General features: G+C 54.2%; 26 protein-coding genes and 1 pseudogene. 16 read left to right on the forward strand and 11 right to left on the reverse strand.

The annotated features are described in order from the left end of the window. Position 1: 1 nt before the first annotated feature. Positions 2 to 220, reverse strand: coding sequence for a hypothetical protein (locus EU557_RS14085; RefSeq protein WP_135531110.1), 219 nt, complete (start codon positions 218 to 220; stop codon positions 2 to 4). A gap of 223 nt (positions 221 to 443) precedes the next feature. On the opposite strand from EU557_RS14085, the gene EU557_RS14090 reads away from it, so the two are divergent. After that, complete coding sequence (locus tag EU557_RS14090) at positions 444 to 1,004, forward strand: hypothetical protein (RefSeq protein ID WP_135531111.1); 561 nt, start codon at positions 444 to 446, stop codon at positions 1,002 to 1,004. A 108-nt stretch (positions 1,005 to 1,112) separates the two neighbouring features. Here EU557_RS14090 and EU557_RS14095 read toward each other — a convergent pair whose 3' ends face one another. Further along, a complete protein-coding gene (locus EU557_RS14095) occupies positions 1,113 to 1,628 on the reverse strand; it encodes an NUDIX domain-containing protein (RefSeq protein ID WP_135531112.1) in 516 nt (171 codons plus the stop codon). A gap of 314 nt (positions 1,629 to 1,942) precedes the next feature. Between EU557_RS14095 and EU557_RS14100 the strand changes: the two genes are divergently transcribed. Both EU557_RS14100 and EU557_RS14105 read left to right on the forward strand, forming a co-directional pair. Continuing rightward, complete coding sequence (locus EU557_RS14100) at positions 1,943 to 3,361, forward strand: DEAD/DEAH box helicase (RefSeq protein WP_135531113.1); 1,419 nt, start codon at positions 1,943 to 1,945, stop codon at positions 3,359 to 3,361. Between the two features lie 216 nt (positions 3,362 to 3,577). After that, complete coding sequence (locus EU557_RS14105; protein ID WP_135531114.1) at positions 3,578 to 4,063, forward strand: hypothetical protein; 486 nt, start codon at positions 3,578 to 3,580, stop codon at positions 4,061 to 4,063. 142 nt (positions 4,064 to 4,205) lie between these two features. Here the strand turns inward: EU557_RS14105 and EU557_RS25515 are convergent, their stop codons facing one another. The 3 genes from EU557_RS25515 to EU557_RS14115 form a co-directional block, all read right to left on the reverse strand. Further along, positions 4,206 to 4,376: a hypothetical protein gene (locus tag EU557_RS25515; protein WP_167855213.1), complete on the reverse strand. Its 171-nt coding sequence runs from the start codon at positions 4,374 to 4,376 to the stop codon at positions 4,206 to 4,208. A gap of 803 nt (positions 4,377 to 5,179) precedes the next feature. Next, a complete protein-coding gene (locus tag EU557_RS26110) occupies positions 5,180 to 5,827 on the reverse strand; it encodes a helix-turn-helix domain-containing protein (protein ID WP_135531115.1) in 648 nt (215 codons plus the stop codon). A 430-nt stretch (positions 5,828 to 6,257) separates the two neighbouring features. Beyond that, positions 6,258 to 8,030, reverse strand: a complete 1,773-nt coding sequence (locus tag EU557_RS14115) for a L,D-transpeptidase family protein (RefSeq protein ID WP_135531116.1) — start codon at positions 8,028 to 8,030, stop codon at positions 6,258 to 6,260. Positions 8,031 to 8,406: 376 nt separating this feature from the next. Here EU557_RS14115 and EU557_RS14120 point away from each other — a divergent pair, with 376 nt between their 5' ends. Together EU557_RS14120 and EU557_RS14125 are read left to right on the forward strand one after the other, a co-directional pair. Continuing rightward, positions 8,407 to 10,227 carry a M1 family metallopeptidase gene (locus EU557_RS14120; protein ID WP_245326276.1) on the forward strand — a complete coding sequence of 607 codons (1,821 nt, stop codon included), beginning with the start codon at positions 8,407 to 8,409 and terminating at the stop codon, positions 10,225 to 10,227. A gap of 186 nt (positions 10,228 to 10,413) precedes the next feature. After that, positions 10,414 to 11,352: a cyanophycinase gene (locus EU557_RS14125; protein WP_135531117.1), complete on the forward strand. Its 939-nt coding sequence runs from the start codon at positions 10,414 to 10,416 to the stop codon at positions 11,350 to 11,352. Positions 11,353 to 11,565: 213 nt separating this feature from the next. Here the strand turns inward: EU557_RS14125 and EU557_RS14130 are convergent, their stop codons facing one another. After that, entirely contained in the window at positions 11,566 to 12,561 is a 996-nt protein-coding gene (locus EU557_RS14130) for an isoaspartyl peptidase/L-asparaginase family protein (protein WP_135531118.1), read from the reverse strand. 149 nt (positions 12,562 to 12,710) lie between these two features. Here EU557_RS14130 and EU557_RS14135 point away from each other — a divergent pair, with 149 nt between their 5' ends. From EU557_RS14135 to EU557_RS14150, 4 genes are all read left to right on the forward strand, one after another. Next, positions 12,711 to 13,133 (forward strand): DUF3127 domain-containing protein, encoded by a 423-nt coding sequence (locus EU557_RS14135; RefSeq protein WP_135434849.1) that lies wholly within the window; start codon positions 12,711 to 12,713, stop codon positions 13,131 to 13,133. A gap of 636 nt (positions 13,134 to 13,769) precedes the next feature. Then, positions 13,770 to 13,988, forward strand: a complete 219-nt coding sequence (locus EU557_RS25520; RefSeq protein WP_167855214.1) for a hypothetical protein — start codon at positions 13,770 to 13,772, stop codon at positions 13,986 to 13,988. Positions 13,989 to 14,168: 180 nt separating this feature from the next. Continuing rightward, a complete protein-coding gene (locus EU557_RS14145) occupies positions 14,169 to 15,038 on the forward strand; it encodes an SDR family oxidoreductase (RefSeq protein WP_135531120.1) in 870 nt (289 codons plus the stop codon). Positions 15,039 to 15,190: 152 nt separating this feature from the next. After that, complete coding sequence (locus EU557_RS14150; protein WP_135531121.1) at positions 15,191 to 15,820, forward strand: AlbA family DNA-binding domain-containing protein; 630 nt, start codon at positions 15,191 to 15,193, stop codon at positions 15,818 to 15,820. Here the strand turns inward: EU557_RS14150 and EU557_RS14155 are convergent. Next, the gene (locus tag EU557_RS14155) at positions 15,808 to 16,209 is read right to left on the reverse strand and encodes a VOC family protein (RefSeq protein WP_135531122.1); all 402 of its coding nucleotides are present in this window, start codon (positions 16,207 to 16,209) and stop codon (positions 15,808 to 15,810) included. The two genes, EU557_RS14150 and EU557_RS14155, sit on opposite strands and share 13 nt — an antisense overlap. Positions 16,210 to 16,480: 271 nt before the next feature. Then, on the reverse strand, positions 16,481 to 17,020 hold the full coding sequence (locus EU557_RS14160; protein WP_135531123.1) for a DinB family protein: 540 nt from the start codon (positions 17,018 to 17,020) through the stop codon (positions 16,481 to 16,483). Positions 17,021 to 17,484: 464 nt separating this feature from the next. Here EU557_RS14160 and EU557_RS26115 point away from each other — a divergent pair. The 5 genes and pseudogenes from EU557_RS26115 to EU557_RS14185 all read left to right on the forward strand — a co-directional run. Next, a pseudogene (locus EU557_RS26115) lies at positions 17,485 to 17,583 on the forward strand (YkvA family protein); the annotation flags it as partial. Positions 17,584 to 17,971: 388 nt separating this feature from the next. Then, positions 17,972 to 20,227 (forward strand): S46 family peptidase, encoded by a 2,256-nt coding sequence (locus EU557_RS14170; protein WP_135531125.1) that lies wholly within the window; start codon positions 17,972 to 17,974, stop codon positions 20,225 to 20,227. 73 nt (positions 20,228 to 20,300) lie between these two features. Beyond that, complete coding sequence (locus tag EU557_RS14175) at positions 20,301 to 20,885, forward strand: hypothetical protein (RefSeq protein WP_135531126.1); 585 nt, start codon at positions 20,301 to 20,303, stop codon at positions 20,883 to 20,885. 109 nt (positions 20,886 to 20,994) lie between these two features. Continuing rightward, a complete protein-coding gene (locus tag EU557_RS14180; protein ID WP_135531127.1) occupies positions 20,995 to 21,843 on the forward strand; it encodes a hypothetical protein in 849 nt (282 codons plus the stop codon). A 56-nt stretch (positions 21,844 to 21,899) separates the two neighbouring features. Next, positions 21,900 to 23,171 carry a metal-dependent hydrolase family protein gene (locus EU557_RS14185; RefSeq protein WP_425351949.1) on the forward strand — a complete coding sequence of 424 codons (1,272 nt, stop codon included), beginning with the start codon at positions 21,900 to 21,902 and terminating at the stop codon, positions 23,169 to 23,171. Positions 23,172 to 23,267: 96 nt separating this feature from the next. On the opposite strand, the gene EU557_RS14190 is transcribed toward EU557_RS14185, so the two are convergent. Beyond that, positions 23,268 to 24,050 (reverse strand): glycosyltransferase family 2 protein, encoded by a 783-nt coding sequence (locus EU557_RS14190; protein ID WP_135531128.1) that lies wholly within the window; start codon positions 24,048 to 24,050, stop codon positions 23,268 to 23,270. Positions 24,051 to 24,125: 75 nt separating this feature from the next. Between EU557_RS14190 and EU557_RS14195 the strand changes: the two genes are divergently transcribed. Beyond that, a complete protein-coding gene (locus tag EU557_RS14195) occupies positions 24,126 to 24,425 on the forward strand; it encodes a hypothetical protein (protein WP_135531129.1) in 300 nt (99 codons plus the stop codon). Positions 24,426 to 24,575: 150 nt separating this feature from the next. After that, positions 24,576 to 25,427 carry a LysM peptidoglycan-binding domain-containing protein gene (locus EU557_RS14200; protein WP_135531130.1) on the forward strand — a complete coding sequence of 284 codons (852 nt, stop codon included), beginning with the start codon at positions 24,576 to 24,578 and terminating at the stop codon, positions 25,425 to 25,427. Positions 25,428 to 25,512: 85 nt separating this feature from the next. Here the strand turns inward: EU557_RS14200 and EU557_RS14205 are convergent, their stop codons facing one another. After that, a complete protein-coding gene (locus EU557_RS14205; RefSeq protein ID WP_135531131.1) occupies positions 25,513 to 26,391 on the reverse strand; it encodes an SDR family oxidoreductase in 879 nt (292 codons plus the stop codon). A 54-nt stretch (positions 26,392 to 26,445) separates the two neighbouring features. Further along, entirely contained in the window at positions 26,446 to 26,619 is a 174-nt protein-coding gene (locus EU557_RS25525; RefSeq protein ID WP_167855215.1) for a hypothetical protein, read from the reverse strand. Positions 26,620 to 26,837: the final 218 nt, after the last annotated feature.

Consider the following 26,837-nt stretch of genomic DNA (forward strand, 5'->3'; position numbering starts at 1 on the left):
CCTAGAGTGCCGGCCGGGTGGTGAAAGAGCTGCGAGGCCGGATGCGACGGCCAGGCTTAGCGGGCCCGCCTTCTTCTGAGGCGTGGCTAAAGTGGAAAGGCAGGCGCAACGCCCCAACGGAGCGCAGCACGTAGCAACTGATCAGTGCCAGTTGAAACAACAGGTAGGCACCCCTTCGTAGGAGGCGGCGCAACAGCGGAACAGTGGTTGGAGCGTGCATAGAACCAGACAGTTGATGCTACTTCAAAGGTCGGTTTGCACTGTGATGCTCGGGTTATGGCACCATTATGCTTTCATCACGTTCCGTTAGCCTGTGTAAGGCTTAGCTTCGTGAGGCCCCAAGTGACCCCAATCGAAAAAGTACAATATTGCCTCATTCCATTGCCTATCTTTGTCCCGTCAAAATCCCGCCTAGACCAGCATTTGCATTCAATAGATTTTTTATGAAGAATTTTTTTTTCGTTTCTGTCCTACTCTTGGGCACTTTAGCGGCTTCGGCTCAGTATATGCCCGGCAAGCCTCGCAAGAAATATACTTTCCCTAAGAAGGATGAGGAAAGCCCCTACGTGCTCAACGTCACCAAAAACACCGACGAGGATGCCGAGGTGGAAGCCTGCGTTACGCGGGTGGCCTACCGCCCCTATTCGGAGCTGCTCACGGAAATTAACGAGCTCAAGCGCATGAACAACTGGGCCGACACTACCTACCAGCGTCGTTTCCAGCAGCTACCCGCCGGCGGGCAGCTCACTGTGACCATGTACCGCCGTGGTGCTCAGAACGCAGATCCTGCTTACCTCAGCTTGGTAGCCAAAACCAAAGAAGGCAAGGAAGTGCTGAACCTGCAGGAGTTGCCCGGCGGCCAGGGCCGCTTCTGGAACCGCGACCTGTACATGAGCAAGCGCGCCATTCCGTTTACCAAAACTGATACCCCTCAGGATGTTTTCCTGACCATCAACGACGCTAAAACGAAGCAAAACTTCGAATACATCATCAAGGCTGAATAGCTTGCTGCGTGGTTACCCAAATACAAAGAGCCGGCTGCTTAGCGCAGCCGGCTCTTTTTTTATAGCACTACTGGCCTAAAGCCACCAAAAAGCAAGACAGACGTTTGGCTACTTTTTCCGCAGCTGGGCCCATTGCGCAGCTATCAGCGTTTTGCCATCTTCAAAAGAGGCATTCCATAGCTCCTCCGGACGATAATAAACAGCCTCGATCTTTTCGTTTTCTTCGGCTAGGCCACCTCCTTCGCCGCTTTGGTGGCTGACTTCGGCATAAAACAAGGTGATTACCTCGGCGCTGGTGCCGGGCGAGGGCAGCATGGGAACAATTTTTTCCAGGTAGTCGACGTCGTAGCCTAGCTCCTCCTGAATTTCACGCCGCACGGCTTCTTCCGGTTCTTCACCGTCATCAATCATGCCGGCGGCTATCTCCACTAGTTCCTTTTCGGGGCCAACGCGGTACTGGCGCGTCAAAATGTACTGCTGAGTTTGCGTGTTGTACACCAGGGCAGCCACGGCAGTACCAGGCTCAAATCGCTCCCGCTTAAGCACAGTGTCTTCATCCTGCACTTGCAATTGGCTGAGTTTATAGTGGCCATCGTAGGCCAGTTTTCGGTCGATGATGCGCATAGCAAGCGTTGAGATTAAAGTTATTCGGAAAGAAAGTAAACGGATTTTACTGGCCTAGGTGTTCTGATGATTATTAGAACTGCGAGGTTAGCCAGTAATTTATTCTCCCCCACTGTTCGCTTTTATTGAACAAACACCTCATTACCAATAAACTACCCTCTAACAATAGCTTTACTATTACACCCTCCTATTGAGGCAGCAGCTTCTCTTTAGCGGGTTTTCCGACAGTCGACGCAAAAAAGTCGACCTTTGCCGGCGCAATTCTTGTTTTGCCATATCTACTGCCCGTTTGGCAGCTGCTTTTCTTCTCTTTGATGTCGTTCGACGAACTAAACCTTATTGATCCTATCCTGCGCGCCTTGCACGAGGAAGGATACACCAACCCCACACCTATTCAGGAGCAAGCTATTCCGCACGTGCTAGACGGCCGCGACCTGCTTGGGGTGGCCCAGACTGGCACCGGCAAAACCGCTGCTTTCACTGTTCCAATTCTCCAGATTCTGCATCAAACGGCTCAGGTAGAGCGCCACGCTCCTGGCCGTACCCGCTGCCTTATCCTTACTCCTACCCGTGAGCTGGCCATCCAGATCGGGGAAAGCTTTGCCTCGTACGGCCGGCACCTGAAGCTACGCCACACGGTTATTTTCGGCGGCGTAGGCCAGGCACCCCAGGTAAATGCGCTTAAGCGCGGCGTAGAAATTATCATTGCCACGCCTGGTCGCCTGCTCGACCTCATGAATCAGGGCTTCATCGATCTGCGCCACCTCGAAGTGTTTGTGCTCGACGAAGCCGACCGAATGCTCGACATGGGCTTCATTCATGATATCAAGCGCCTGCTACCTAAGCTGCCGGCCTCGCGTCAAACTCTGTTTTTCTCGGCTACCATGCCGGGCCAGATTCAGGACCTGGCCGACACCATCCTGAAGCCCAACCCGGTGAAGGTGGCCGTTACGCCCGTGTCTAGCACCGCCGAGAAAGTGACGCAGGCCGTGTACATGGTGGAAAAGGAAAACAAGCCTGCGCTGCTGGAGCACGTCTTATCGGATAAAAACATTCGCCGCGTACTCGTATTCACCCGCACCAAGCACGGCGCCGATAAAGTGGTGAAGACGCTGGCAAAGGCTAACATTCCTTCCGAAGCCATCCACGGCAACAAGTCGCAGAACCACCGCCAGCGGGCCCTGCACAACTTTAAGGCAGGCGACACGCGCGTGCTAGTAGCCACCGACATTGCCGCCCGGGGTATTGATGTGGAGGAACTGACGCACGTCATCAACTACGAAATTCCAAATGAGCCCGAAACCTACGTGCACCGCATCGGCCGTACGGGTCGCGCCGGCGCCGATGGTATTGCTCTCTCCTTCTGCGAAGACGACGAGCGCGCCTACCTACAAGATATTCAGAAGCTGATCCGCCGGCAGATTCCGGTGGTAAACCAGCACCCCTTCGTATCTGATGCAGTTGCACCTGTGCCGCTTTCTGGGGGGCCGGTTATCAAGCGGCCGAAGGGCCCAGCTGGCCGGCCACCCCGCCCAGGCCGGGAGGGTCGCCCACAAGGGCAGCAGCAAGGCCGTAGCGGCGAGCGGCCCGCGGGCCACGGGCAGCGCTCTGGTGGAGGCTCTTCCCGCCCGGCGGGTGCCAGTGGTGGCGGCCGCCCCGCTACGGCTAGTAGTGGTCAGGGCGGGGGCCAGCGTCGCCGGTCGCGTGGCGGCAATGGCGGCGGTAACCGCTAGACCCCACTGAGGAGCTGTTAGGCCACCTATTACTATACTCTTATCGCCCCATCTGCCAGGCTTAGCCACGGCGGGTGGGGCGAGTTGTTTTGGGACAGTTCCGGCGGTTGCGCAGCTCTTAGTTGGGAAACTTGAAACAAAAGCCCCAGCATTTTCCTTATCAACGGGTAGCGCTCTGCTTCACCTTATTTACCTCTGCTTCAACAACGTTCTGATATGGCTCAAAGCACCCTTTCCGTCATTCAGGCGCTGCGCGATACTGCTCAGCGCTTAGTTGCGCAGGCTCCATACCAGTGGGGCCACATGGGCAGCTGCAACTGTGGCCACTTGGCCCAAACTATTACCAAGCTCACTAAAGGCGAGATTCACGCCCGCGCCATGCAGCGCTACGGCGATTGGGAGCGTCAGATAAACGACTATTGCCCTACTAGTGGCCTACCCATTGATGACACCATTGATGAGATGCTGGCCCTGGGGTTTACCCGCCAAGACTTGGCTCATCTGGAACGCCTCGCCGACCCAACTATTCTGGCGGCCATCCCCTTCGAGCGGCGTAACGCCATGCGCCACAACCAGCGCGACGATGTGGTGCTGTATCTGCGCACCTGGGCCGACCTACTGGAAAGTCAGTTGCTGGCTACTATTCAACTCTCTGACCTAACCACTGCTACTACCCCGCTCTTACCAGCGGCAGTTCACTAGCACCAGCGGTTTCCTTATTCCTCACCCGGAGCCAAAAAGCCCCGCTACTCTTGCAGTAGCGGGGCTTTTTGTTGTTCTATCCAGTTGCCCTACAGCCTAAGTGGCTAACGGAGCAGCTGCCGGTGGCCTGGGCCACTAATACTTAGTAGTTGACGTCGCTACGCTGAGCCTGACGGTATCCTTCGGGGCGGTGGCTACGCTTGTAGGCGGCATCGGCGTTAGGATCTTTCTCCGCGTCGGGAGCTTGCGAGCAGGACGACAGGAACAACGAGGCGCCAGCGGCGAACAGGACAAAGAGACGGAAATTTTTCATGGCCCAAAGGTAAGCACCGTCCCTAAAACGGCCAAGTCCTCTGTACGCAACTATTCGTGCCAGCGTAAGTCACTCCCATTAATATATCGTTTACACATGTAACACGTATCAAATATAGAGCTCGTCCTGTTACTCGGACTTGAACTAAGCACGACCAATTTTAGCACAACAAACAATTCTGCATAAGTAAATCAGGCTTGGAACACCGCTATCTCTGCCACTGTGCTTCCTCAGCTTCCAGACAGATGCTAACCTAAGCGCATCGTGCCGTTGCTTTCTCGTTTGCCGGCATTATCGGCATAGATTATTCGGAATGGCACTAATATATCAAAACACTAATATGCTTTTTCCAACATTACCACCAAGTCAAAATAATTAGCATAACCATAGGTGATTTAGCTCGAAATATCTTCCGTTTACAAATTGCATATAACGCTGTACAAGCTTAGACCTTATAACTATTTTTTAGTTAAAACCTTTGCTTAAATACAAGCACAATACTTTCTGAAATACAACAACTTATAAGAATGAAAAACTATGTCACCCTCAAAGGATTAGCAGTTCAGCTTGTTGACTTTAGCTAATAACTAGCCGTGTGATTTTTAGGACATTTCTATCGTTAATTAGGACGTAGTAAACGCCTGTTACAGATGCATTATCAACATACTGACAAATTGAACAAAGCCGAAATGATGGTTCTTCGCGCCTGTACAAGCATCTCTCATTAGCAGCATTTACGCAGCTAGTTGTGCCTGATAACTGGCTAGGATACAGTACACCAGATGCATTTGAAATGCGCTGGACTAAGCGGTCGGAGCCTCAGGCTGATAATCCGTGAATGTGCCGTCGCTGTAGAAGATAACAATGCGGCGTATTGCTTTCCCTGGCTCGGCAAAAGCTTGGAAAGCTGAGGGTACTGAGGTCTGAGGCGAAGCTGCTCCTAGAGCCTTAGGTGGCTCGGCAACGGGCGCTGGCGTTGGATTAGGCGCTACTGTTGGTTTATTGTTGTTTGTCGGCGGTAGCGTTGCCTCCTCCGCTGCCAGTTCATTACTAATAAGCGTAGGCTGATCATCTGTAATGGTCGCTACCACTTGCACAGGCCTAGAAGCGGCTATAGGAGCCGGCGTAGACTGAGAGGTAGCAGAAGGCGGTTTGCTAGTAACACGCTCTGCAGCGGGCTTCTCAGTGGCCTTGTTAGGCCGTGAGCTAGTTACCTCAGCCGTAGACTGCGATGAAACGGCTGTCGCTTCCATTGGGCCGGTCCCGAACATCAACCAAGGCAAGGATATATCCGGATAGGCCGCACTAATCTTCTGGACTACTTCTAGGCTGGGCTTATTACGCCCACTCAGGATATGGCTAACAATAGGCCGCGCCGTCCCAATTGCATCTGCAAATTGGGTAGGAGTTAACTGATACCGACTCAGTATTTCTCGAATGCGCTCGACCATGAAGGGTTAATGTTACCTGGTTACAAATCTAGCAATATATAGTTCGGATTCCCAGACCGCTTTGATCGATATACATATGTAACTAACGGCTAGAAACTGCTATCCGCGCGATACATAGTTAAACACCTCTCCTGCTTGTTTACAATTGTATTACATATGTAAACTACAGTGGCCTCAAACAGCTCCCTCTTTAGCTAAGCAAATTCTCCTTGCAAAATCAGAGCAATTGCCAGGTTTGGTACTTACTCCATGAAGGTATTCAGTCGCAACTTTGAAAAGTTGCCATTACCTATCTCAACAGATACTTCACTTACATTCGAAAGGCATTCTCTTAGCTACTTAGGTCATGGCTAGAAGCTCAAAGCATAAGCCCCAGCCTACTGCCATGAGGCAGTAGGCTGGGGCTCGAATTTAGTTGCTCTAAAGAGGCCTAGTTGAAGTACTCCTTGGCCAGAGCCTTATCGTGGCCGTAGATGTCGTCACGGAAGTTAACCTTACCATTCTCGTCCACCCAGGCGGTGAAGTACACTAGGTATACTGGCAGCTTCTCAGGGAGCGTAATGTACTTCTCCCGGCGGCCAGCAATGGTATCGAGGATAGCCGTACGGTCCCATCCTGGCTTATCGCGCAGCAGGTATTCAGCCAGCTTAATGGGCTCTGCTACCCGCACGCAACCATGGCTGAACCCACGCTTGTTTTGGCTGAACAGTTCATCGTGCGGAGTGTCGTGGAGGTAGATATCGTTTGAGTTTGGGAAAATGAACTTCACGTCACCGAGGTCGTTCTTAGGACCCGGCCGACGACGCAAGGTGTACTTCCAGGTCTTGTCCGTCACGTTCGCCCAGTCTACGCTATTGGGGTCAATTGGGGTAGCTTTAGCACCCCACCCTTTCACTACTTCCATGTCGAGTCGGTCGAGGGTACCTTGAGCATCCGCTACCAGTTTCGGGCGCAGTTCTTTGTCAATAATGCTGAAGGGAACGTTCCAGTAAGGAGCCAGTACCACGAACTCCATCTTGTCGCTAAAGACGGGAGTTGCGTTCAAGGTCTTGCCTACAATCACGCGCATGTTGAAGGCTTCCTTCCCATCCTCTATTACGTGCAGGGTGTAATCAGGAATGTTTACAAGCAGGTAGCTTGGCTCAAACTTCTTCGGAATCCAGCGCCACCGTTCCATGTTTAGCACAATCTGATCGATGCGCTGGGAGATAGGAATGTTTAATAAACGCAGCGTTTCGCCGCTCACAATGCCGTCCGGCTTCAGCCCGTTTTGCTGCTGAAATTCTTTTACAGCCGCGACCAGTTCAGCATCATATTGCTGCGAAGCAGTGGGGGCAGCTGCTGGTTGAGAAGCATCACCAGTCTTATTAGACACGTTTTGCACAGGGGTTGCAGCTGGCTGCGGCGCGGCTGCATCTGCGCCCAACAAGCGTGTGCGCAAAGCTGCAACGGCCGGTGAGGTAGCTCCTGGCTTGAGTTTCGTACTCGCCGGAATGGTAGGCCACCCCCCGTTACGCTGGATGTTCCGGAAGTCAGCCAAGGCCTTTTTCAGGCGGTCATACTCGGGGTGCAGAGGCTCAAACTCATAATAAGGATACGTGCTTTCCCGCTCCTTCAAAATGGTCATAAGGGCCTTGTGCAGCTTGATCTTATTGCGCTTGACTTGCCAATCAATGCTCTTGACCTGACGCGGATCCACAGTACCCCGATAAAAGTCGGAAGCCCAGTTGAAATAGGTACCTGATAGGGCCACATCAATCTCCTTCTCTAGAGCATTTCGCTTAGTAGAGTCGGTTTGCGCTTCCTTTAGCGCTGCAAAAAGCTTCGGAAAGTCCTTGGTTTGGTACTCTTTAGGGTCTAACCCTTCATCGGCAGCCTTATTAATGACGCCGAGCATGGTCTGAGCCTGGGGCACGATTTCATGGTTGCGAAACCAGCCTAATCGGAAGCCTCGCTCCTTATAAAATTTCTTTGCCCAGTCAATTTGGTCCTTAAACTTGGGCTCAGCACTCATGTACTTTACAATGTACACGCTATCGAGCTTGGGCTGAGCACCACCCGCCTTTGTAAGGCCAGTAGGTAGGGCGTCCTTTATCTGCTCCTTCTGCTCTTGGCTGCACGACGCCGTAGACGTGAGCAGCAACAGGCCGAGCAGCCAGCAGCAAAGGCTATTGAAAAAAGAAAACTTATGTGTGTCGTTCATGCGGGGGGAGAGAAGAAAATAAAACATCGACGAGGATAGGTAAGTGCAGTCATGCAAAAAGCTGACCACCTTGTTATCCGCATCTGTGGCGTTTTACTGGTTTCCGTGGCGTTGAGTTGTCACGTAACCGGTTCTTCTCTACTGCTGCAAGTTACTATATTTCGGCTTACGCTCTCTTCTCTAAACCTACTTAGAGGCTCAATCCTAGGCCACTCCTGCTAAGCTAGGTATAATACTAATTGCCGACCTTCCTACCTGAGGTCCGTATAGCGAGTGCACGTCCGGCCCACTGTAGTCAGCGCTAGGCCGGAGCCCCACCTTTACCCCACTTTCACTTTCCCCTTTTAACTAGGTTACTAGTTTTACGGCTCTGTTTATGCCCGATACCACTGCTCCTGCCATGCCGCACACTCCTACCGATCCGCACAGCTTCGCCCGCCCCACGGAAGTAAGCGTCCATCACCTTGACCTGAACCTTACCGTCGACTTTGCCGCTCAGACGCTAGCGGGCCACGCCACCTGGCAGCTCGCTAACTCAACGGGTGTCACCGAGCTTTTCCTCGATGCTCGCTCCTTGGAAATTGAGGAGGTTCTGCTGGGCGGCCCACAAGGCCCACCAACTACCTTCACGCTGGGGGAGGAAGACGCCGTGCTAGGCCAGTCGCTGTGCATTGTGATTGAGCCCACCACGGAGGCTGTCACTATCCGATACCGCACTACGCCTGGGGCCGCCGCCCTGCAGTGGCTAGCGCCGGAACAAACGGCAGGCCGGGTGCATCCCTTCCTGTTCACGCAGTCGCAGGCCATCCTGGCGCGCACCTGGATTCCCTGCCAGGACTCACCGGGTGTGCGCTTCACCTATGAGGCCCAAGTACACGTACCCGCGGAGCTTCTAGCATTAATGAGCGCCGAGAACCCACAACAACGTTCTACCACTGGTGCCTACCGGTTCCGCATGGACCAGCCCATTCCCGCCTACCTCATGGCCCTGGCCGTAGGCAACCTCGAGTTCGAGGCGCTGAGTCCGCGCACCGGAGTATACGCCGAGCCGGAGACGCTGCCCATTGCTACCAGCGAGTTTGCCGATCTGGAGAATATGGTAGTGGCCGCCGAGGACTTGTATGGCCCCTATCGCTGGGAACGGTACGATTTGCTAGTGCTGCCGCCCTCGTTTCCATTTGGCGGTATGGAAAATCCACGTTTAACATTTGTAACACCTACTATTCTCGCCGGCGACCGAAGCCTGACCAGTTTAGTAGCTCACGAACTAGCCCATTCCTGGTCGGGCAACCTGGTTACCAACGCCACTTGGAATGACTTCTGGCTGAATGAGGGCTTCACGGTATACTTTGAGCGGCGCATTATGGAAAAGCTCTACGGTCGCCCCTACTCCGATATGCTGCAGGTGCTAGGCCACACGGGCCTGCTCCACACCATAGAAGAGCTGGGTCCCGAAAGCCCCGACACCCACCTGCACCTGGCTCTGGCCGGCCGCGACCCCGATGAGGGACTGAACGAAATTGCCTACGAAAAAGGCGACTATCTGCTGCTCACGCTGGAACACTTGGTGGGCCGCGAAGCATTAGACACCTTTATAAAGGAGTACTTTGCTCGTCACAGTTTCCAGAGTATGGACACAGATTCGTTTGTGGCCTACCTGCGTCGCGAGTTGCTCGACCAGCATCCGGGCCTCGAAGATCAGGTGCAGCTCGATGCCTGGATAAATGGCCCCGGTATTCCGGCAGTGGCCCCACCGGTTTCGTCGGCGCGGTTTGCGGCAGTGGAGGAAGCCCTAGGCCAGTGGCAGGCCGGAGCGTCAGTGGTTAGCTTAGCCACTGCGGAGTGGAGCAGCCATGAGTGGGTGCATTTTCTCCATGGCCTGCCTCCTGCCCTGCCTGCTGAAAAGCTCGCGGAGCTAGACGACGCTTATGGCTTTACCCAGTCCGGCAACTCGGAGATACTGGCAGCTTGGTTTCCGCATACCATCGCGGCTGGTTACTCACCCGCTGATGAGGCTCTGCACAACTTCCTCACGCACGTGGGCCGTCGCAAATTTTTGGTCCCGCTGTACAGAGCACTGCTGGCTACTCCCGGCGGCGCGGCGCGGGCTCAACAGATTTACGCGGAAGCTCGCCCGAACTACCACGCCGTAGCCAGTGTCACCTTCGACGCACTCCTGGGCAAGCCGGCCGAGTGAATTCTGCTGTACATCGAGCAGTAGCAGTATTGCCGCAGCAAACATTGTTCATTTAAGAACTTAGTCAGCCGGAGAACCAGAGGAGCTATCTGCTGGTTTAATTCTCTTACTGGCTTGGCGCTGGCTCGAAGCTTGCTTGCTTCCGGCGGGCCTTTTCCTATTTTGTTTGTTAAGCTACCTTTCGAATTGAAAAAAATAAAACCGCTCGGTAAGCTGATTGCCATTGGAGGCAATGAAGACAAGGGTACCTACCCTAACCCGCGCACCAAAAAGAAATACTACCTCAATTTTTTTGAGCTGGGCATACTCAAGCGTGTCATCCTCGAATCGGGTAAAGCCGATCCGCGGATTGAAGTAATTACTACGGCTTCCATGATTCCGGAAGAAGTCGCACGCATTTACGTTTCGTCGTTTGCCATGCTGAATTGCCATAACGTGGGCATCATGGACATTCGCGTACCAGAGGATGCACTGCAGCCGGAATATGTGGAGCGCCTGAAGGTAGCCGACGTAGTTATGTTCTCGGGCGGCAATCAGTCGCGGCTCACGGAAATGTTCGGTGGCACAGAATTTCTGCGTACCCTCAAGGAGCGCTACCAGAAGCAACCCAACTTTGTGATTGCCGGAACCAGCGCCGGCGCCATGGCCATGTCGCACACCATGATCAAAGGTGGCAGCGTGCCGGACGCCTTGATGAAGGGCGCCGTGAAAATGGGCACTGGCCTAGGCCTCATCGACAGCGTGGTAATTGACTCTCACTTTGTGAAGCGCGGACGCTTCGGCCGTTTGATTGAAGCCGTGGCCCTGCACCCCAAGCTGATTGGGATCGGGCTGGGCGAGGACACCGGTGTGCTCATCACGGAAGGCAATCTGATGGAAACCATTGGCTCCAACCTCGTCATCATTATGGATGGCCACAAGCTGGAGCACAACAATGCGGCCGCTGCGCCGAAGGGTACCGCCATCTCCATCGAGAACATGCTGCTACATGCGCTGGTGAAAGGCAACGTATACGATGTGACCGAGCGGGAATTTTACCCGAACATCAATTTGCGCTTGCAAGCCGCCGAGTCTGTAGCCCTGACGGCCGGCCAGGATGCTAACGCCCCGGCCCCAGCTAATTAAGCTCACTATATTTTCCTGCAAAAAGAGCCGCCTCTCCTACTTGGAAAGGCGGCTCTTTTTCTTGCTACGCTTAGCAGAAGAAAGTCTCGAAAACGAATTATCGTCAGGAAACAGCAAAAGCAGCCATAGCCAGCTGTGAATCACAATGTTATGACCAACTCAGCTAATTGCAGCTACTCCTTATATATATAGGCGCAAAAATGAGACTCCGATTTAGTCTCTATAGATGCCGATATAAGGCACTCCATCGGCGGAGCTGAGGCTGGCCCGGTACATGCCCTCCGAGTTGAAAGGCAGGGCAATGTTACCCGCCGCGTCAACCGCCACTAGGCCACCTTCGCCACCCATTGGCGCGAGCTTGTCGTGCACCACAATGCGGCAAGCTTCTGCCAGACTCAGGCCCCGGTACTCCATGAGGCAGCTAATGTCGTGAGCTACTACCGCGCGGAGGAAAAACTCGCCGTGGCCGGTGCAGCTAATGGCGCAGGTACGGTTGTCAGCGAAAGTACCGGCTCCAATGATGGGCGAGTCGCCGATGCGGGAGTAACGTTTGTTGGTCATGCCGCCGGTGCTGGTAGCCGCGGCTAGGTTGCCGTGCTGGTCAAGAGCTACAGCCCCAACAGTTCCCATTTTCTTTTTAGGATCTTCTTCGAACGCAATGGGCTCTTCCAACGGAGCAGCAGGAGTTGGCTCCGGCAGGGGCTCACTATGGTCAAGGCGCATCCGGCCTTCGAGCAGGGCTTCCTGCAATTGGTCGTAGCGGTGCTGGGTGAAAAAATATTCAACCGGCTGCGTAGGCAGGCCGTGCTGACGGGCCAGCTCATCGGCGCCGGGATGTGCCAGCAGCACGTGGTCGGTTTGCTCCATTACTAACCGCGCGGCCCTAATTGGGTTTTGCACGGTCCGCACTCCGGTTACGGCGCCGGCATCGCGGTTGCGGCCATCCATAATGGCAGCATCCATCTCATGATGTCCCTCGTGGGTGAACACGGCCCCTTTCCCCGCATTAAACAATGGGCAGTCTTCGAGGCTGCGTACCGTTAGCTCCACGGCATCAAGGGCTGAGCCACCTCGCCGCAGCACAGCATAGCCAATTTCTAGGGCCTCGCGGAGCGCCAACAGATACTGCTGCTCTTGCCCAGCAGTCATCAACTGCCGAGTAATAGTGCCGGCGCCACCGTGCAGAGCTAGCGAAAAGGGTATATTCATGAGCAAAAAACTTTTTCGAAAAAAGCCAAAATACAAGGCAAAGGTACGCAGGCAAATGGCCCCGAAAGGGCCTGGCCAACCTGGCCTAACCGCGTTTTTTTTCGTACGTTTGGTTTACTGTTTCAACTTCCCCAAACATATTCTTTCCTATGGCTTACGAAGCTACCGGCCGCCTGCACGAGATATTCGACGAACAGCAGGTGAGCGAAAAATTCCGCAAGCGCGAATTCGTGCTGGAAGTCGTAGACGGCCAGTATCCTGAGCATATCAAGTTCCAATTGGTGCAGGACAAAACCGCCCTCATCGACCCATACAAAGTAGGCGACGAGGTTAAAATCTCTTTCAACCTGCGTGGTCGTGGTTTTAATAAGAACGGCCAGATGCTGTACTTCACCAACCTCGAGGCTTGGCGCATTGAGGCTGGCACCGGTGGTGGCGCTGCTCCCCAAGGTGGTGGCAACTTCCAGCAGTCGGCTCCTCGTGCTGCGGCTCCCGCTGCCAACTCAAACCCAAACCTGCGCGCTTCGGCCGCTCCCATCGCCTCCGACGACGACAACGACCTGCCTTTCTAAGTCATGTTGCCGTTCTAGGCCAGTCTTCAAAAGCCGCTTCTATCAGGAGCGGCTTTTTTAGTGACCCATCTCATCAACGAGTGCTCCCTTATCCTTACCTATACACTACCTCGCATCTACATTATGAGGAATTTAATTTCTATAGTAACCCGTCTGTTACTAGGACTGTTGAGTTTTGCCTTGATGCACTGTCAGGGCTCCGCACCCGCACAAGCCAAGAAAACGCTTTTTTCAAATCATAGGCAGTTTATCTACACGGTCACTTATCTTGCCCCAGACTCTTCCCTAACCAAACAGGATACCGTGAGCTTTAACTGCTATGATAAGGACGAGCCACATAGAGGTATTGATTTCTCGCAGACGCTTACGGCTTGGCACTACGCAGGCAACACAGGTTACACAGGGTTTTCTGGCGTTCTGGATAATGACACTGCCATCTGGATTCACCCACCCCGGGGTGGCGAGTACGGAATCCTAGAAATAAACCCTTACCCCTACGTGCAGCTCCCACTACGCCCAAGAGCCGAGTGGGACTGGAATTTGGAAGTTGGAGACTGGTGGAGTAATAAGGCTTGGGCTACCTGGAGAGGAAGTGTGCTCATCAAAAGCCATTACCAAGCTTTAGGACCTAGCACCATGAATACTCCACTTGGTCGGCTCACCTGCGAGCGGGTGCTAGCAAAAGCTACTAGCCGCCTGGGCTCATCTATCCTCACAATCTACTATCATCCACAGTATGGGTTCGTGCAACTCAATTACCAGAACATCAATGGTAGTTTTACTGAATTGAAACTGCTATCTGCCGGTAGTACGAACGAATTACCGCAGGCGGCTTTGCTCCCCCACACTTTCTAAGAGCCCTAGTGTTTAGGCCAATAGATTATTGGCCAAGATGGACGTATGAGAACACAACCTAAATATCTTCGTGTCTCCGCCTTTTTAATCCTATTTCTCGTAAAGCGAGGCCAGCTTCCGCTGATTTTAGATTCCGTAGGCCAGTACATGCCTTCGACTTAGCCTTTACCTTTGCCACCTATGGCTTCATCTTCTTCTCTTGCTGGTAAGACTGCACTAATTACGGGTGGTACTAGTGGCATTGGGCTCATCACGGCTAGAGAATTAGCACGCCAAGGAGCCAGCGTAGTACTCGTAGGCCGTGATACCGAGAAAGCGGCGCGGGCGCGGGCTGACATACAGGCGGCAGTTGGTATAGAATCTTCAGTACAGGTAAAGTGCTATGACTTGTCGTTGATTCGGAATGTGCAGGCACTGGCTGAAGAGATGCAGCAGGAACACAGCAAGCTGGATATTCTTGTGAACAATGCGGGTATTATGCCCGGCGTGCTTCATATCACGGAAGAAGGCCATGAGCTGAGTTGGGCCACCAACCATTTAGCTCCCTATGCCTTAACTAACTTACTATTGCCACTGCTGGATGCCGCCGGCAAAGCCCGCGTAGTTACTGTATCATCCATTGCGCATTGGGTAGGAGAAATAGAGCCAGACCGTGAAACACGAAACTCCCCCGATAAGTACAGTTGGCTCACGGCCTACGCCGATTCTAAGCTAGCAAATATCCTATTTACCAGAGAACTGGCGTATCGGCTGGATCTTACCGGCATTACTGCCAACTGTCTGCACCCTGGCATGGTAGACACCGGCCTTATCCGCACCGATACTTCGTCGGTGATGAAAGCACTGTGGTGGGCCGCCCGTCCCCTCATGATTTCGCCGGAGCAAGGAGCCCAAACTACTCTGTATCTGGCTACTTCACCGGACGTAGCCAGCGTTAGCGGCCGATACTTTTCTAACCGCCGGCCGGCCCGGTGCTCTGGCCGCGCCGAGAGCAGGACTGAAGCTAGCCGCCTATGGAATATTTCCGCAGAAGAAACCGGTATTGAGTAAAGAAAATTTGCTGCTCTACCGACTCTAGGCCACCCGAAGGCACCCAAGCAAATGGGTGCCCGCAATTGATTTCCGGTGACTTTTTGTGGCGTCTAGCGTTTAGGTAGTTGAGACTGGCCTAGGCTACTTTTCAGGGCTGGCGCTATACTTCTATGACTGACTTACAGGAACTGATTCGGCAAGGCGAAGGGGAACGGCTAGAATTTAAGAAGCGCACTACCCATCCGCACCGTATCTCGCGCACCCTCTCCTCGCTAGCCAATACCCACGGTGGCCGGGTGCTAGTAGGCGTCGATGATGATGGCCGGATTGTGGGCGTGCGCGACGCGGAAGAAGAAATTTATCAGCTTCGTGAAGCGGCCGTGCATTATATCGACCCACCCCTAACAACGTTGCGTTTCCGGGAAGTAGAGGAAGATGGCCGAGTAGTAGTAGTGGTAACCGTGCCCGAAAGCCCTGAAAAACCTCACCGCGCCCAAGTGGCCCCCGACGACTGGCGCTCTTATGTACGCGTGCGCGATGAAAGCGTGCAAACCAGCCAGCTGACGGAGAAGGTGTTAGAGCGCTATGACACCGCACCCATGTTTGAGCGCATTCCGCTGAACAAGGAAGAATTGGCCGTGCTGGAGTACTTGCGCAAGAACCCGCGCATCACGCTAGGCCAGTACATGAAGCTGCTCAATATTGGGCAGCGCCGGGCTTACCGCACCCTCATTAAGCTCACGCTGCACGGCTACATCAAACACCACGACAAGGAAAAAGAAGTGTATTACACCCTCTGAGCCGGCTCTAGTAAGTCCCACAGGTTACCGTATAAGTCGGCAAACACGAGCACTTTACCATACGCTTCTATTATTTGGGGTCGCACTATAGTTACACCGTTCGCAACCAGCTGCTCATAGTCGCGAGCCAAGTTATCGGTGTAGAGAAACAAGGCTACGCGGCCACCCGTTTGGGACCCGATGCGCTGCTCCTGCTCCGCAGTGGCGGCACGGGCCAAGAGCAACTCTGCTCCTGCTTCTAGGCCAGGGGGCGTAATGCGCACCCAGCGCTTCTCCGGGCTGAGCTGGGTATCTTCTACCAGCCGGAAGCCTAGCTTCTGGGTATAGAAATCAATGGCCGCATCATAATCAGCCACCACTAACGTAATTAAGGCAATGCGCTGATTCATAACTAAATCACTTTTGTCTCAAACACAAAACGACCGACACCACCTTGCGTGAGTCGGTCGTTTTTGTTTGGCCTGCCGAAAGCTACTCTTGCTTGCGGGCGCGGGCTTGTTTCTTTTCGTCCTTAGCCGCCTTTTTCTCCTTAGTGGTCTTGGTCGGCTCTTTCTTCTTTTCTTTCCGAGCGTCTTGTGCTTTAGCCATGATGAGTAGTAGTTGGAGGGAATGGATGAAATCCTAACGCAACGCCCCGGTGGGGTGTTGCCTGCAAGTACGTTATTTGACTAGCAGCGACAAGTACCGATCCTGCAAAATATGTAGGTGGTGCGCCTCGTGGCCGGGCAGTATGTAGGCCAGGGCCCGCACACTGGTGGGGCTATTGCTAGCGGTACCCTTGCGCTCATAAGCCTCCGGCCCAAACGACTCAAACAAGCTAAGCGTGGCGGCTCGCACCGTATCATACTCGTGCAGAATACTTGCCATGGGTCGCGCATCAGCCCCCGAGGCAGGCACGTAGTCATCCTGCTCAAAGCCAGGCAGCGGCTGTTGGTCGCCGCGCGCAATGCGCAGGGCACGGTACGCAAAAATGCGCTCCGTGTCTATCATGTGCACCAGCATTTCCTTGATACTCCATTTACCGGGAGCATACCGCAGTAGGCCCTGCTCCTCAGTAAAGTCAGCGAGTAGCTCTTTTAGCAACAGGGGCTGCTCGTGCAGTTGCTGGAGCGGGTCGTGGCCAGCGGGAATGTTCTTGATATACAGGTCGTAGTACGGGGCGTACTCGCCGGCAGCGGGACGGACGGTCAGGTGGCTCATAGGGCGAAGCTACAAGAAAGCCGTAATTTATACGGGTCCCGGCGTAGTAAGCACTCTATAGACTTAACTACCGATGACAGGGTTGCCAACCACTCGCCTTTAGCTACCGAGTGCGTCTTTACGGGCTCTGACTTATCCTAAGAGTCCTTACCTGACAACACCCTTCCCCTGGTAAGCGTACATGGGGCATATTTCAACTCACTCTTCCTATGGCTAATCTCGTCGAAAAAGGACTTTCGATTTCTAAAAATGCGCTGTTTAGCGTTTTCCTGAACCGTGCCGGTAAACTGCTGGGCCGCCCGTTTAAGGTTATTATGGTGCTGAATGAAGTCGCCAATAAGCTGGCCAGCAAAGAAAGCGGCGACAACAAGTTCAAGCAACTCTTCAGTGTGGCCTTCACCGTGGTACGGCTAGTGCGCAACTACATCAGCGGCAGCTACCGCCAAGTAGAAACCAGCACCATTGTTTCGGCACTGGGCGTGTTGCTTTACACCCTCTCTCCGGTTGATTTAGTGCCCGATTTCATCCCGGTGGTTGGCTTCTTAGATGATCTAGCCCTGTTAAGCTGGTTCGTAGAGAAGTTCCAAGGCGAAATCGTACGCTTCCGGGAGTGGGAAGAGACGCACGCAGGAGAGGAAACCGATGATATTGTGGCTGCTTCCTCGGCCCCGGCTGCCTCTAAGAGCAACGCGCAAAATGCCGCTGCAGTAGCCGAGCTAGGCCACTCTTAAGCTGGGGTTCCTAAGTAACCTTAAGAAGTAAGCTTACCCGAGAATCAGATTTTAATCAATGCCCATCCGGCTTCGGGTGGGCATTGTTGTGTCAGCGCTACTTCGCTCTTACTGAGGTGTGCTGGTAGGTTACCGGGCTTACAAGCAGCTAGTTTGTTATTTTTACGTCTTCCTTACTAAGCTAGGCCACCCAACTAGCCACCCTTTACCTTCTTTTTCTATGACCCGAGTTCCCCGGCTGGTATTGCTGGCTCTTACCCTATTTACCCTCCTGCCGCAGGCCCGTGCCGACGAAGGCATGTGGCTGCCGCTGCTGCTAAAGCAGCTCAACGAGGCCGATATGCAGAAGAAAGGTCTCAAGCTCACCGCCGAACAGATCTATAGCATCAACCAAGGCAGCCTGAAAGATGCCGTGGTGCAGTTCGGCGGGGGCTGCACCGGCGAAATTATCTCCGACCAGGGCCTGCTACTCACCAACCACCATTGCGGCTATAGCCAGATTCAGAGTCACTCCTCGGTGGAGAACGACTACCTCACGAAGGGCTACTGGGCCATGACGCGTGAGCAGGAACTGCCCAACCCCGGTCTCACGGCTACCTTCATTGTGCGCATGGAGGACGTAACCCAGCAGGTACTCACGGGCGTGCCCACCACCAACATTCTAGAAGCGGAGCGCGAGAACCTAGTACAGGTCAACAGCCAGCGGGTAGCTCAGGCGGCGGTGCAAGGCACGAACTACCAAGCGTTTGTGCGGCCTATGTTCAGCGGCAATGAGTACTACCTGTTCGTGACGGAAGTGTTCCAGGATATCCGTTTGGTAGGTGCACCGCCGAGCAGCATAGGCAAATTTGGTGGCGACACTGATAACTGGGCCTGGCCCCGCCACACCGGCGACTTCAGCATGTTCCGCATCTATGCCGGGCCTGATAACAAGCCCGCTCCTTACTCGCCGGAGAACAAGCCATTCAAGCCCCGCCACCACTTGCCCATTTCCCTGAGCGGTGTGCAGCCCGGCGACTTTACCCTGGTCTTCGGTTTTCCCGGCCGCACCAATGAGTACCTCACCTCTTGGGGTGTTGATGAAGTGTATTCCTTGTCCAACCCGGCCAAGATTAAGGTGCGCGACGCCAAGCTGCGCATTCTGGATGCCGACATGAAGGCCTCCGACAAGGTGCGCATTCAATACGCCGCCAAATACGCCAGCATTGCCAACTACTGGAAGAAGTGGATTGGCGAAACCCGTGGCCTGAAAAAGCTCGACGCCGTAACGCGCAAACAGGAACAGGAAGCGCAGTTTCAGAAGTGGGCCGAAAGTGGCGACGAGGCCCGCAAAGCGGCCTACGCCTCGCTGCTGCCCCAGTTCCAGAAGAACTACGCCACCGTGCGCGACTATACTCTAGCCCGTGACTACGTGACGGAAGCTGCCCTGGGCGTAGAGTTAATGCTTTACGCCAACAGCCTGCTGCCCGCTCTGGACCTAATTGATAAAAAAGCCTCAGCCGAAGAAATGGCCGCAGCCATTGAGAAGCTGAAAAAAGGCGCTCCTGGCTTCTTCCGCAATTACAACGAGGCCACCGACCAGAAAGTAGCTGCGGCGTTGCTGCCCCTCTACGCCAACGGTACGCCCGCTGCCCTGCTGCCCGCCTACGTAAAAAGTCTGCAGAAGCAGTACGCCGCCACCGGCGGATGGAACGCCTATGCCGAGCAACTCTATAGCAAGTCGCGCCTAACCTCGCTGGAAAGTGCGTTGAAGGTGCTGGATGAAGTGGCGAAAGGCAATGCTCAAGGCCTGCGTCAGGATCCGGCCATTCAGTTGGCCCAGGCCATCGTGAATACCTACCGCCAGCAGGTGCTGCCTACCTATAACGCCGCCACCGACAACATTGCCCTACTCCAGCGCACCTATGTGGCCGGCCTACGTCAGCAGCAAACCGACCGCAAGTTCTACCCCGATGCCAACTCTACCCTACGAGTGGCCTACGGGCAAGTAGCCGGCTATGAGCCCGCCGACGGCACGAAGTACGACTTCTACACCACCCTCGACGGTATCATGGAAAAGGCTGACCCCACCAACCCCGAGTTTGAAGTACCCGCCCGCCTCGCGGAACTATATAAAAACAAGGATTACGGTCCCTACGCTTACAAAGGGTCGGTGCCAGTAGCCTTTATTGCCACCAACCACACCACGGGCGGCAACTCCGGCTCCCCCGTCATCAACGGCCGTGGTGAGCTTATCGGCACCAACTTCGACCGCAACTGGGAAGGCACCATGTCGGATATCATGTTCGACCCCGACCGTGTGCGCAACATCACCCTCGATGTGCGCTACATGCTGTTCGTGGTAGATAAATACGCCGGCGCCGGCCACCTCGTCAAGGAAATGACGCTGGTTGGCGGACCGAACGACACTACTCCGTCCGGCAAAAGACTGGAAAAGATCAAAGTGAAGCGCAAGGCCGCTAAAGAGAAAGCTTAGTAGTCTACCTTATATCAGCAATGCCCGCCGGAAAGTCTATCTTCCGGCGGGCATTCCTATTTTATATGGCTTCATGAGCCTTCTTTCAGTATATCCACATTTAAAGCAAATCAGTCGAAACCTCGCTGAGTCAGCTAGTTCTATAACCTGTCAGCATTTTCGGACGGAAATACGTTTTCGTTGGCACCCTACCACATCAAAGCAAAAAAGAGCTGGCTATCTATATTTTGGAGCATTTGCCAGTATCTGGACATTTATAAGCTTCAAACAGGAAGCCTATTCTATGCTTATTTGGCTGGCCATTTTTGGGCTACTAATATGGGGCGAAAAGCGGTGGAGATCTGTTAATCTCAATGCATTAAGCTTACACAACGACGTACGAATTGATACTGGAGCTCGACAAGTTTTAGTTGTACACCTCAGTGATTTATATCGTCGGGAGGTTGAACGAGATAGATTACTATCCTTTGACGAAGTGCGAGCCGTAGGCGTAGAGCCTTCAGGATATGCTGGTATCCTGTACCTGGAGTTGGCAGATGCCAGTCAGTTGTTTCTTTTGGAAGTTGAAGCTGAGAATATTGCTCAGCAGATTGCCTATGTTTTGCGCCGGGTAATTGGTCTGCCAGAACCTGCGCTCCGGGCATGGTGGAAATTCTGAGAAATGCATTTTCTAGGCCTCTTCCACTACTCTTCTCTACTCAATTTCACTTCCATTATTGGCAACAGTAGCCTTATAGCTTACCATGAAGTATTCTTGTTTAATCGCAGTGTTATGTAGCCTTGGCGGTTGGCAGCAAGCCACGGCCCAAACTACAAAAACGCAACTCCTAGCGCAGGAAATACTTCGCGAAGGCCTAGCACTTTATGAATCGGAGCGAGCCTCCTGGATTGCAACGGACCTGCTAATGGCTCGTCAGCCGGACATGACCGGCGTGGTGGGCTACCTGACTTATGCACACCAAGATTCCATAAGCACCATCTTTCTTCACCAGGCCCCTGACAAACAGGCCATTGCTGTAAAGTACGGTTTTACGTTTGCTCGCACCTCTATTCTCCCTGCTACCGGCCGGAACATTAGTGCTAGGCCTGTTTCGGCCCGGGAAGAGCGCCTTTTTGCGCTGCGCCTGCTGGTGATGGATGAGCTACAGTCGCATAAGCTCTTGAAATCTGCTTATGGCTTCCCGGAAAACACCCGCCCCAATGTGGTAATCCTTGATGACAATCAAGCAGCTCGGGCTTACGTCCTGACGGGCCCTCAGGAAGGAGGGGTATTACCCATCGGCAACGACTTCTTGATGAGCTTTACTTCTGCCGGCAAGCTTAGCAAAATAGAGCGCCTGCATAATAGCTACATCCCCATGCGAGTACCAGAGGGAGGTCAGACGATAGAAGCCGGCATGCACAGCCACTTACCAGCTCATCCGTACATCACCCCCACGGATATCTGCTCCTTGCTGCTGTACCAAGATGCCCTCCCGGCCAAGCAGCATTTAGTTATGAGCAATGAGTATGTTTCGATCTTCGATTTGCCGAAGCGACAACTGACCTTTCTCACCAGAAAAGCCTTCGACAAAATCACCAAGGATCAGCAGAAAAGCCACTCCCCAGGTGAGTAACCCTTGAGGCTGTGGCTACAGTAGTAACCTTCTCAACCCGCTCTTTTCCTCATTCTGTGCGCCTTCCCCTCCTGACTACCCTACTCTTCTCCGGCTTGACTGGCCTAGCCCAAACAGTTGCGCCTCCGTCAACTCCCATTCTCCTCCGTCCTGCCGCCGTTTTCGACGGCGAGACTATGCACGCTGGTTGGTCTGTGCTGGTAGAAAACGACAAGATCAAAGCCGTAGGCCCCTCGGCCCAGCTCACCGCACCTACTGGTACACGCACCCTAGAGTTGCCGGGCCTTACAGTGCTGCCAGGGCTCATTGAGGGCCACAGCCACATGCTGCTCCACCCCTACAATGAAACCCCCTGGAACGACCAAGTACTACAAGAGTCGCAGGCGTTGCGGGTGGCTCGGGCCACGGCTCATGCCCGCCGCACCCTAGAGGCTGGCTTCACTACGGCGCGTGACCTGGGCAGCGAAGGCGCCGGTTACGCCGACGTAGGCCTCAAGCAAGCCATCAACCAGAACCTGATTCCGGGCCCGCGCCTGCTGGTAGCCACGCGAGCTTTGGTAGCCACGGGCAGCTACGGCCCCAAGCTTTCCGCTGATGTAGATGTGCCCCAGGGCGCCCAGGAGGCCGATGGCGTGGACGGTATCATCCGGGCGGTGCGGGAGCAGATTGGCAAGGGCGCCGATATTATTAAGGTGTACGCCGACTACCGCTGGGGGGCCAATGAGCCCAGCCGGGCCACGTTTTCGCAGGATGAGCTCAATCTGATTGTGCAAACCGCCCGCAGTGCCGGTAGGCCAGTGGTGGCCCACGCCAGCACGCCCGAAGGTATGCGCCGCGCTGCACTGGCGGGCGTGCAAACCATTGAGCACGGCGACGCGGGTACGCCGGAAGTGTTTAAGCTGATGAAGCAGCGTGGCGTAGCCCTCTGCCCCACCGTGGCCGCTGGCGACGCCATTTCACAGTACCGCGGTTGGCGCAAAGGCCAGGACCCCGAGCCAGAACGCCTGCAGCAGAAGCGTCAGAGCATGAAAGCGGCCAAGCAAAGCGGTGTCGAAATAGCCATTGGTGGCGACGTAGGCGTTTTTTCTCACGGCGACAATCTACGCGAAGCAGAGCAGTTGGTGCAGGACTTCGACCTACCGACACTACAAGTACTGCGCGGCCTCACCAGCACCAATGCCCGCCTATTCCAACTCCCCGACCGCGGGCGTATCCAGCCCGGCCTCCTCGCCGACCTGATTGCTGTGCCCGGCGACCCTACACAGGACATTAAAGTCCTGCGCCAAGTTCGCTTGGTAATGAAGGGAGGAGTGGTTGTTAAGCAGTAAAAAAGATATTCTGAGCAATAGGAGTTCAAGAAGTGGCTGGGCCACCGCTTGGAATGCTCCTGTTGCTCAGAACACCTTTTTTAGTGGCCTAGGCCACTACTTGCCTGGGCGCTCAACGCCAAGTGCTTGCAGCTGTTGGGCGTACTTATCGTAAATCACTCGCAGGTCGGCGCCGTGTTTGTCGGCATCTACCCCAATGCTCACGTTGTTGGTATGGAAACGGTGCAAATGGCTTACATGAGGGCAAATAACAGGCAGGTGCCCGGCCAGCAGGAAGCGCACGTACAGGTCTAGGTCTTCGGCCATTTCAATTTCCTCGTCGTAGCCGCCTACCTCGTCAAATAAGGCGCGGCTATAGCACACGTTGCCCTGAATAAAGTGCTCAGCTTTGAAGATAGCCCGGAGCATTTCCGCGGGCGTATCAAACTTCCAGGCATAGTAGTCTTCGCTGGGCAGGTAGCGGCGCTCCTCATCAACGCGCAGAAAGTCAGCCACAAACCACGGTTGTGCGGTGTGCTGCTGAATTTGAGCGGCATAATGGTAAAGGGCGCGTTGCAGCAGTACGTCGTCGTCATCGAGCGGCACCAGCCACCCGTCGGCGGGCGCATCCTGGCGGATTATTAGGTTGCGGGCAGGACCGGGTAGCAGTTTGGTAGCCTGGGTGCGCACCCGTAACGGCACGCCTTCTTTCGAAGTCTCGGAGTGCAGCCACTGTGCGGTGTCGTCAGTGCTGGCGTTTTCGCAGATTAGGTGTTCGAAGCTAAAGTCAAGCGGAGCCGATACGCTGGCTCGCACGCTGGCTACCGTCTCGGGCAGAAACTGCAGCCGGTTGTAGGTTGGGGTAATAACGGAGAAGTGCATGGCCTGTATTCTCCCCAAGCCTCGAAAAAGTTACACTCTCCTGTTTCACTCAACTTTCCTGCTCGTTGGGCGTTAAGGCAGTAGAGTGATATTATGGCCAAATTCGTCGTTTCATTTCGTCTGCCCGATGCCTTTGAGGAGGAATTCATTGCCCTCATCCCGCGCCACCGTGCCTTTATCAACCAACTCCTGGAAGATAACATCATTGAAGCCTACGCCATTAGCGCTGACCGCAGCCGAGGGTGGGTTACGATGAATGGGCAACACGGTGCGGCTATCAAGTCGATTGTGGAACAGTTCCCGCTTTATCGTTATTTACGAGAGGTAGAGATTGATGAATTATTCATCTTCGACAGTGCTGCCAGCCGCTTTCCTCGTATCAGCCTGAATTAGGCCAGCGTACTAGCCTTATTCAGGCTACCCGGCTGCAGCACAGTCAGTTCACTGCCACCCTATCACACCGTCCACTCTCCTTGCTTCCGGCCCGGTTTGTGCACACTGCTAGGCCACTTCCCACACCTACCTTATCCATTACGCTCTCCTATGAATTCTCTTTTTCGGCTCTCAGCCGCGGCAGCAACCCTGGTATCTGTATCAGCCGCCGCACCGGCTCCCAGCGAAAAGCTTACCACCGATCAGTTGATTACCAACTTAAGCTCGGCTATCAACAACCTCAAAACCCTGCGGTGCACGGTGCGGGCAAAAGAACGCATAGGCAGCTCTTACCAACAGGCGCACACCGTCATGAAAATGGCGTTTAACCCTTATAAAGTCTATCTGCGCAATCAGAAAGGAGTTGAAGTACTCTGGGTGACCGGCCAGAACAACGGCGACGCCATGGTCTATCCTAATAGCTTTCCGTACGTCACACTCAACCTCGATCCGCTGGGTTCCCTTATGCGCAAGAACCAGCACCATAGCGCTTTAGATGCTGGCTATGGCACCATTGCCGAGATGCTCCACGGCTCCAAACAGCGCCTCGACCATTCCTTCGAGAAGACGTTCCGCTACGACGGCGACACCACCATTGCCGGCCGACAGGCCTACATCCTGCGTGCGTCCTACCCTCAGTTCCGCTACGTGGCCTACAAAACTACCAAACCCGAAACAGTTACCTCCATCTCAGACAAGTTTGGGTGCGGCGAATATCGCATTCTGGAGCGCAACGACTTAAGTGCTGGTGCCACGGTACCTGCTGGCCGGACCTTACAGGTGCCGAACGCCTACGGCCGCCGCGTAGTCTTGTGCATTGACCAGAAAATGATGCTCCCGTTAGTGGTGCAAGTACACGACGACAAAGGCCTGTATGAAAAATTTGAATTCTCTGACGTAATTCCCAACCAGCCCATTCCGGCAGCAGAGTTTACCAAAAACTTTAAAGGGTACAAATTCTAAACACCTTACTTTGTTAGAAAGCAACAGGCCGCCGGATATGATCCGGCGGCCTGTTGCTTTCTATTGGTTCGGCTAACTCCGTGATTTAGCGACGCATAGTTCTTTCGATTTCATCCCACATGGGGGCCGGAATGGCTTCGAGCTTGTTAAACTCGCCGGCTCCATTGAGCCACTCACCACCGTCGAGGGTGACTACCTCGCCGTTCATATAAGCAGCGAAATCTGAAACCATATACGCCGCTAGGTTGGCAAGCTCCTGATGGTCGCCGACGCGCTTGAGTGGCACGCTGGCGGCCGGGTCGAGCTTGGAGGCCAACGCCTCGGGGAATAAACGGCTCCAGGCGCCTTCCGTGGGGAATGGGCCAGGAGCAATGGCGTTGGAGCGGATGCCGTACTTGGCCCACTCAACGGCCAAAGAACGAGTCAGGGCCAACACGCCGGCTTTAGCCGCCGCCGAAGGCACCACGTACGCCGAGCCAACTGAGGCATAGGTGGTTACTATGTTGAGAATGGTACCAGGCTTTTTGTCGGCAATCCAGCGCTTGCCGAAAGCCAGGGTGCAGTTGTAAGAGCCCTTCAGCACGATATCCACAATCACATCAAACGCTTTGTGGCTGAGGCGCTCCGTGGGACTGATGAAGTTACCGGCCGCGTTATTGAGCAGCACGTCTACGCCGCCAAAGGTGTCAATGGTTTTTTGCAGCAGCTTTTCTACCTCATCGTATTTGCGCACGTCGCACTGCACGGCCAGCACCTGCCCGCCGGTTTGCTGGCGCAATTCTTCAGCCGTAGCTTCCAGTACCTCCAGCTTGCGTGAGCTGATTACAACGTTGGCGCCGAGTTGCAGGAAATAGGTGGTCATGGCGCGGCCTAGGCCAGTGCCGCCGCCCGTTACAACGATGGTTTTGCCCTGCAGGGCATTATCGCGGAGCATAGGCTGTGCGTAAGGATGGCTAGAAGACATAGAGGACTTGGTGGGAAGTGGGAAATGAGGAAATGAGGAAATTAGCAATGGCTACTACCGCTCCTCAAATAAACCAGTTATTCGGGTAACTGTACCTTCAGCTACAATGTGGTTGCCCTCTACACAGTGAAACGAGGTACCAGGGCGCACCAGCTTCTGATGCACCTTCAGGCGGAATTCGGGGAAGATGCAGTACATACGAGCAAACAACCACTTATCTATTGCCATGGGCAGTTCATGCCAAGTATTTCTGGTTTCTGGGTAGAAGAAGTCGGGGTAAATCGCAAAGCATCCCCTAGAATATTCGCCTACCGGGTACTGAAAATCCCAGCGGATACCATTTTAAGGCGGCAGATTATGGCTTCCTTCCTCCTTGGTTTGAATTCGAATACGAGCTTCAAAGTCATCCCGAAGGTCCTCGTACAAACGATACGAATTGGTCATGT

It is taken from the genome of Hymenobacter wooponensis, from assembly GCF_004745865.1.
Lineage (GTDB): Bacteria > Bacteroidota > Bacteroidia > Cytophagales > Hymenobacteraceae > Hymenobacter > Hymenobacter wooponensis.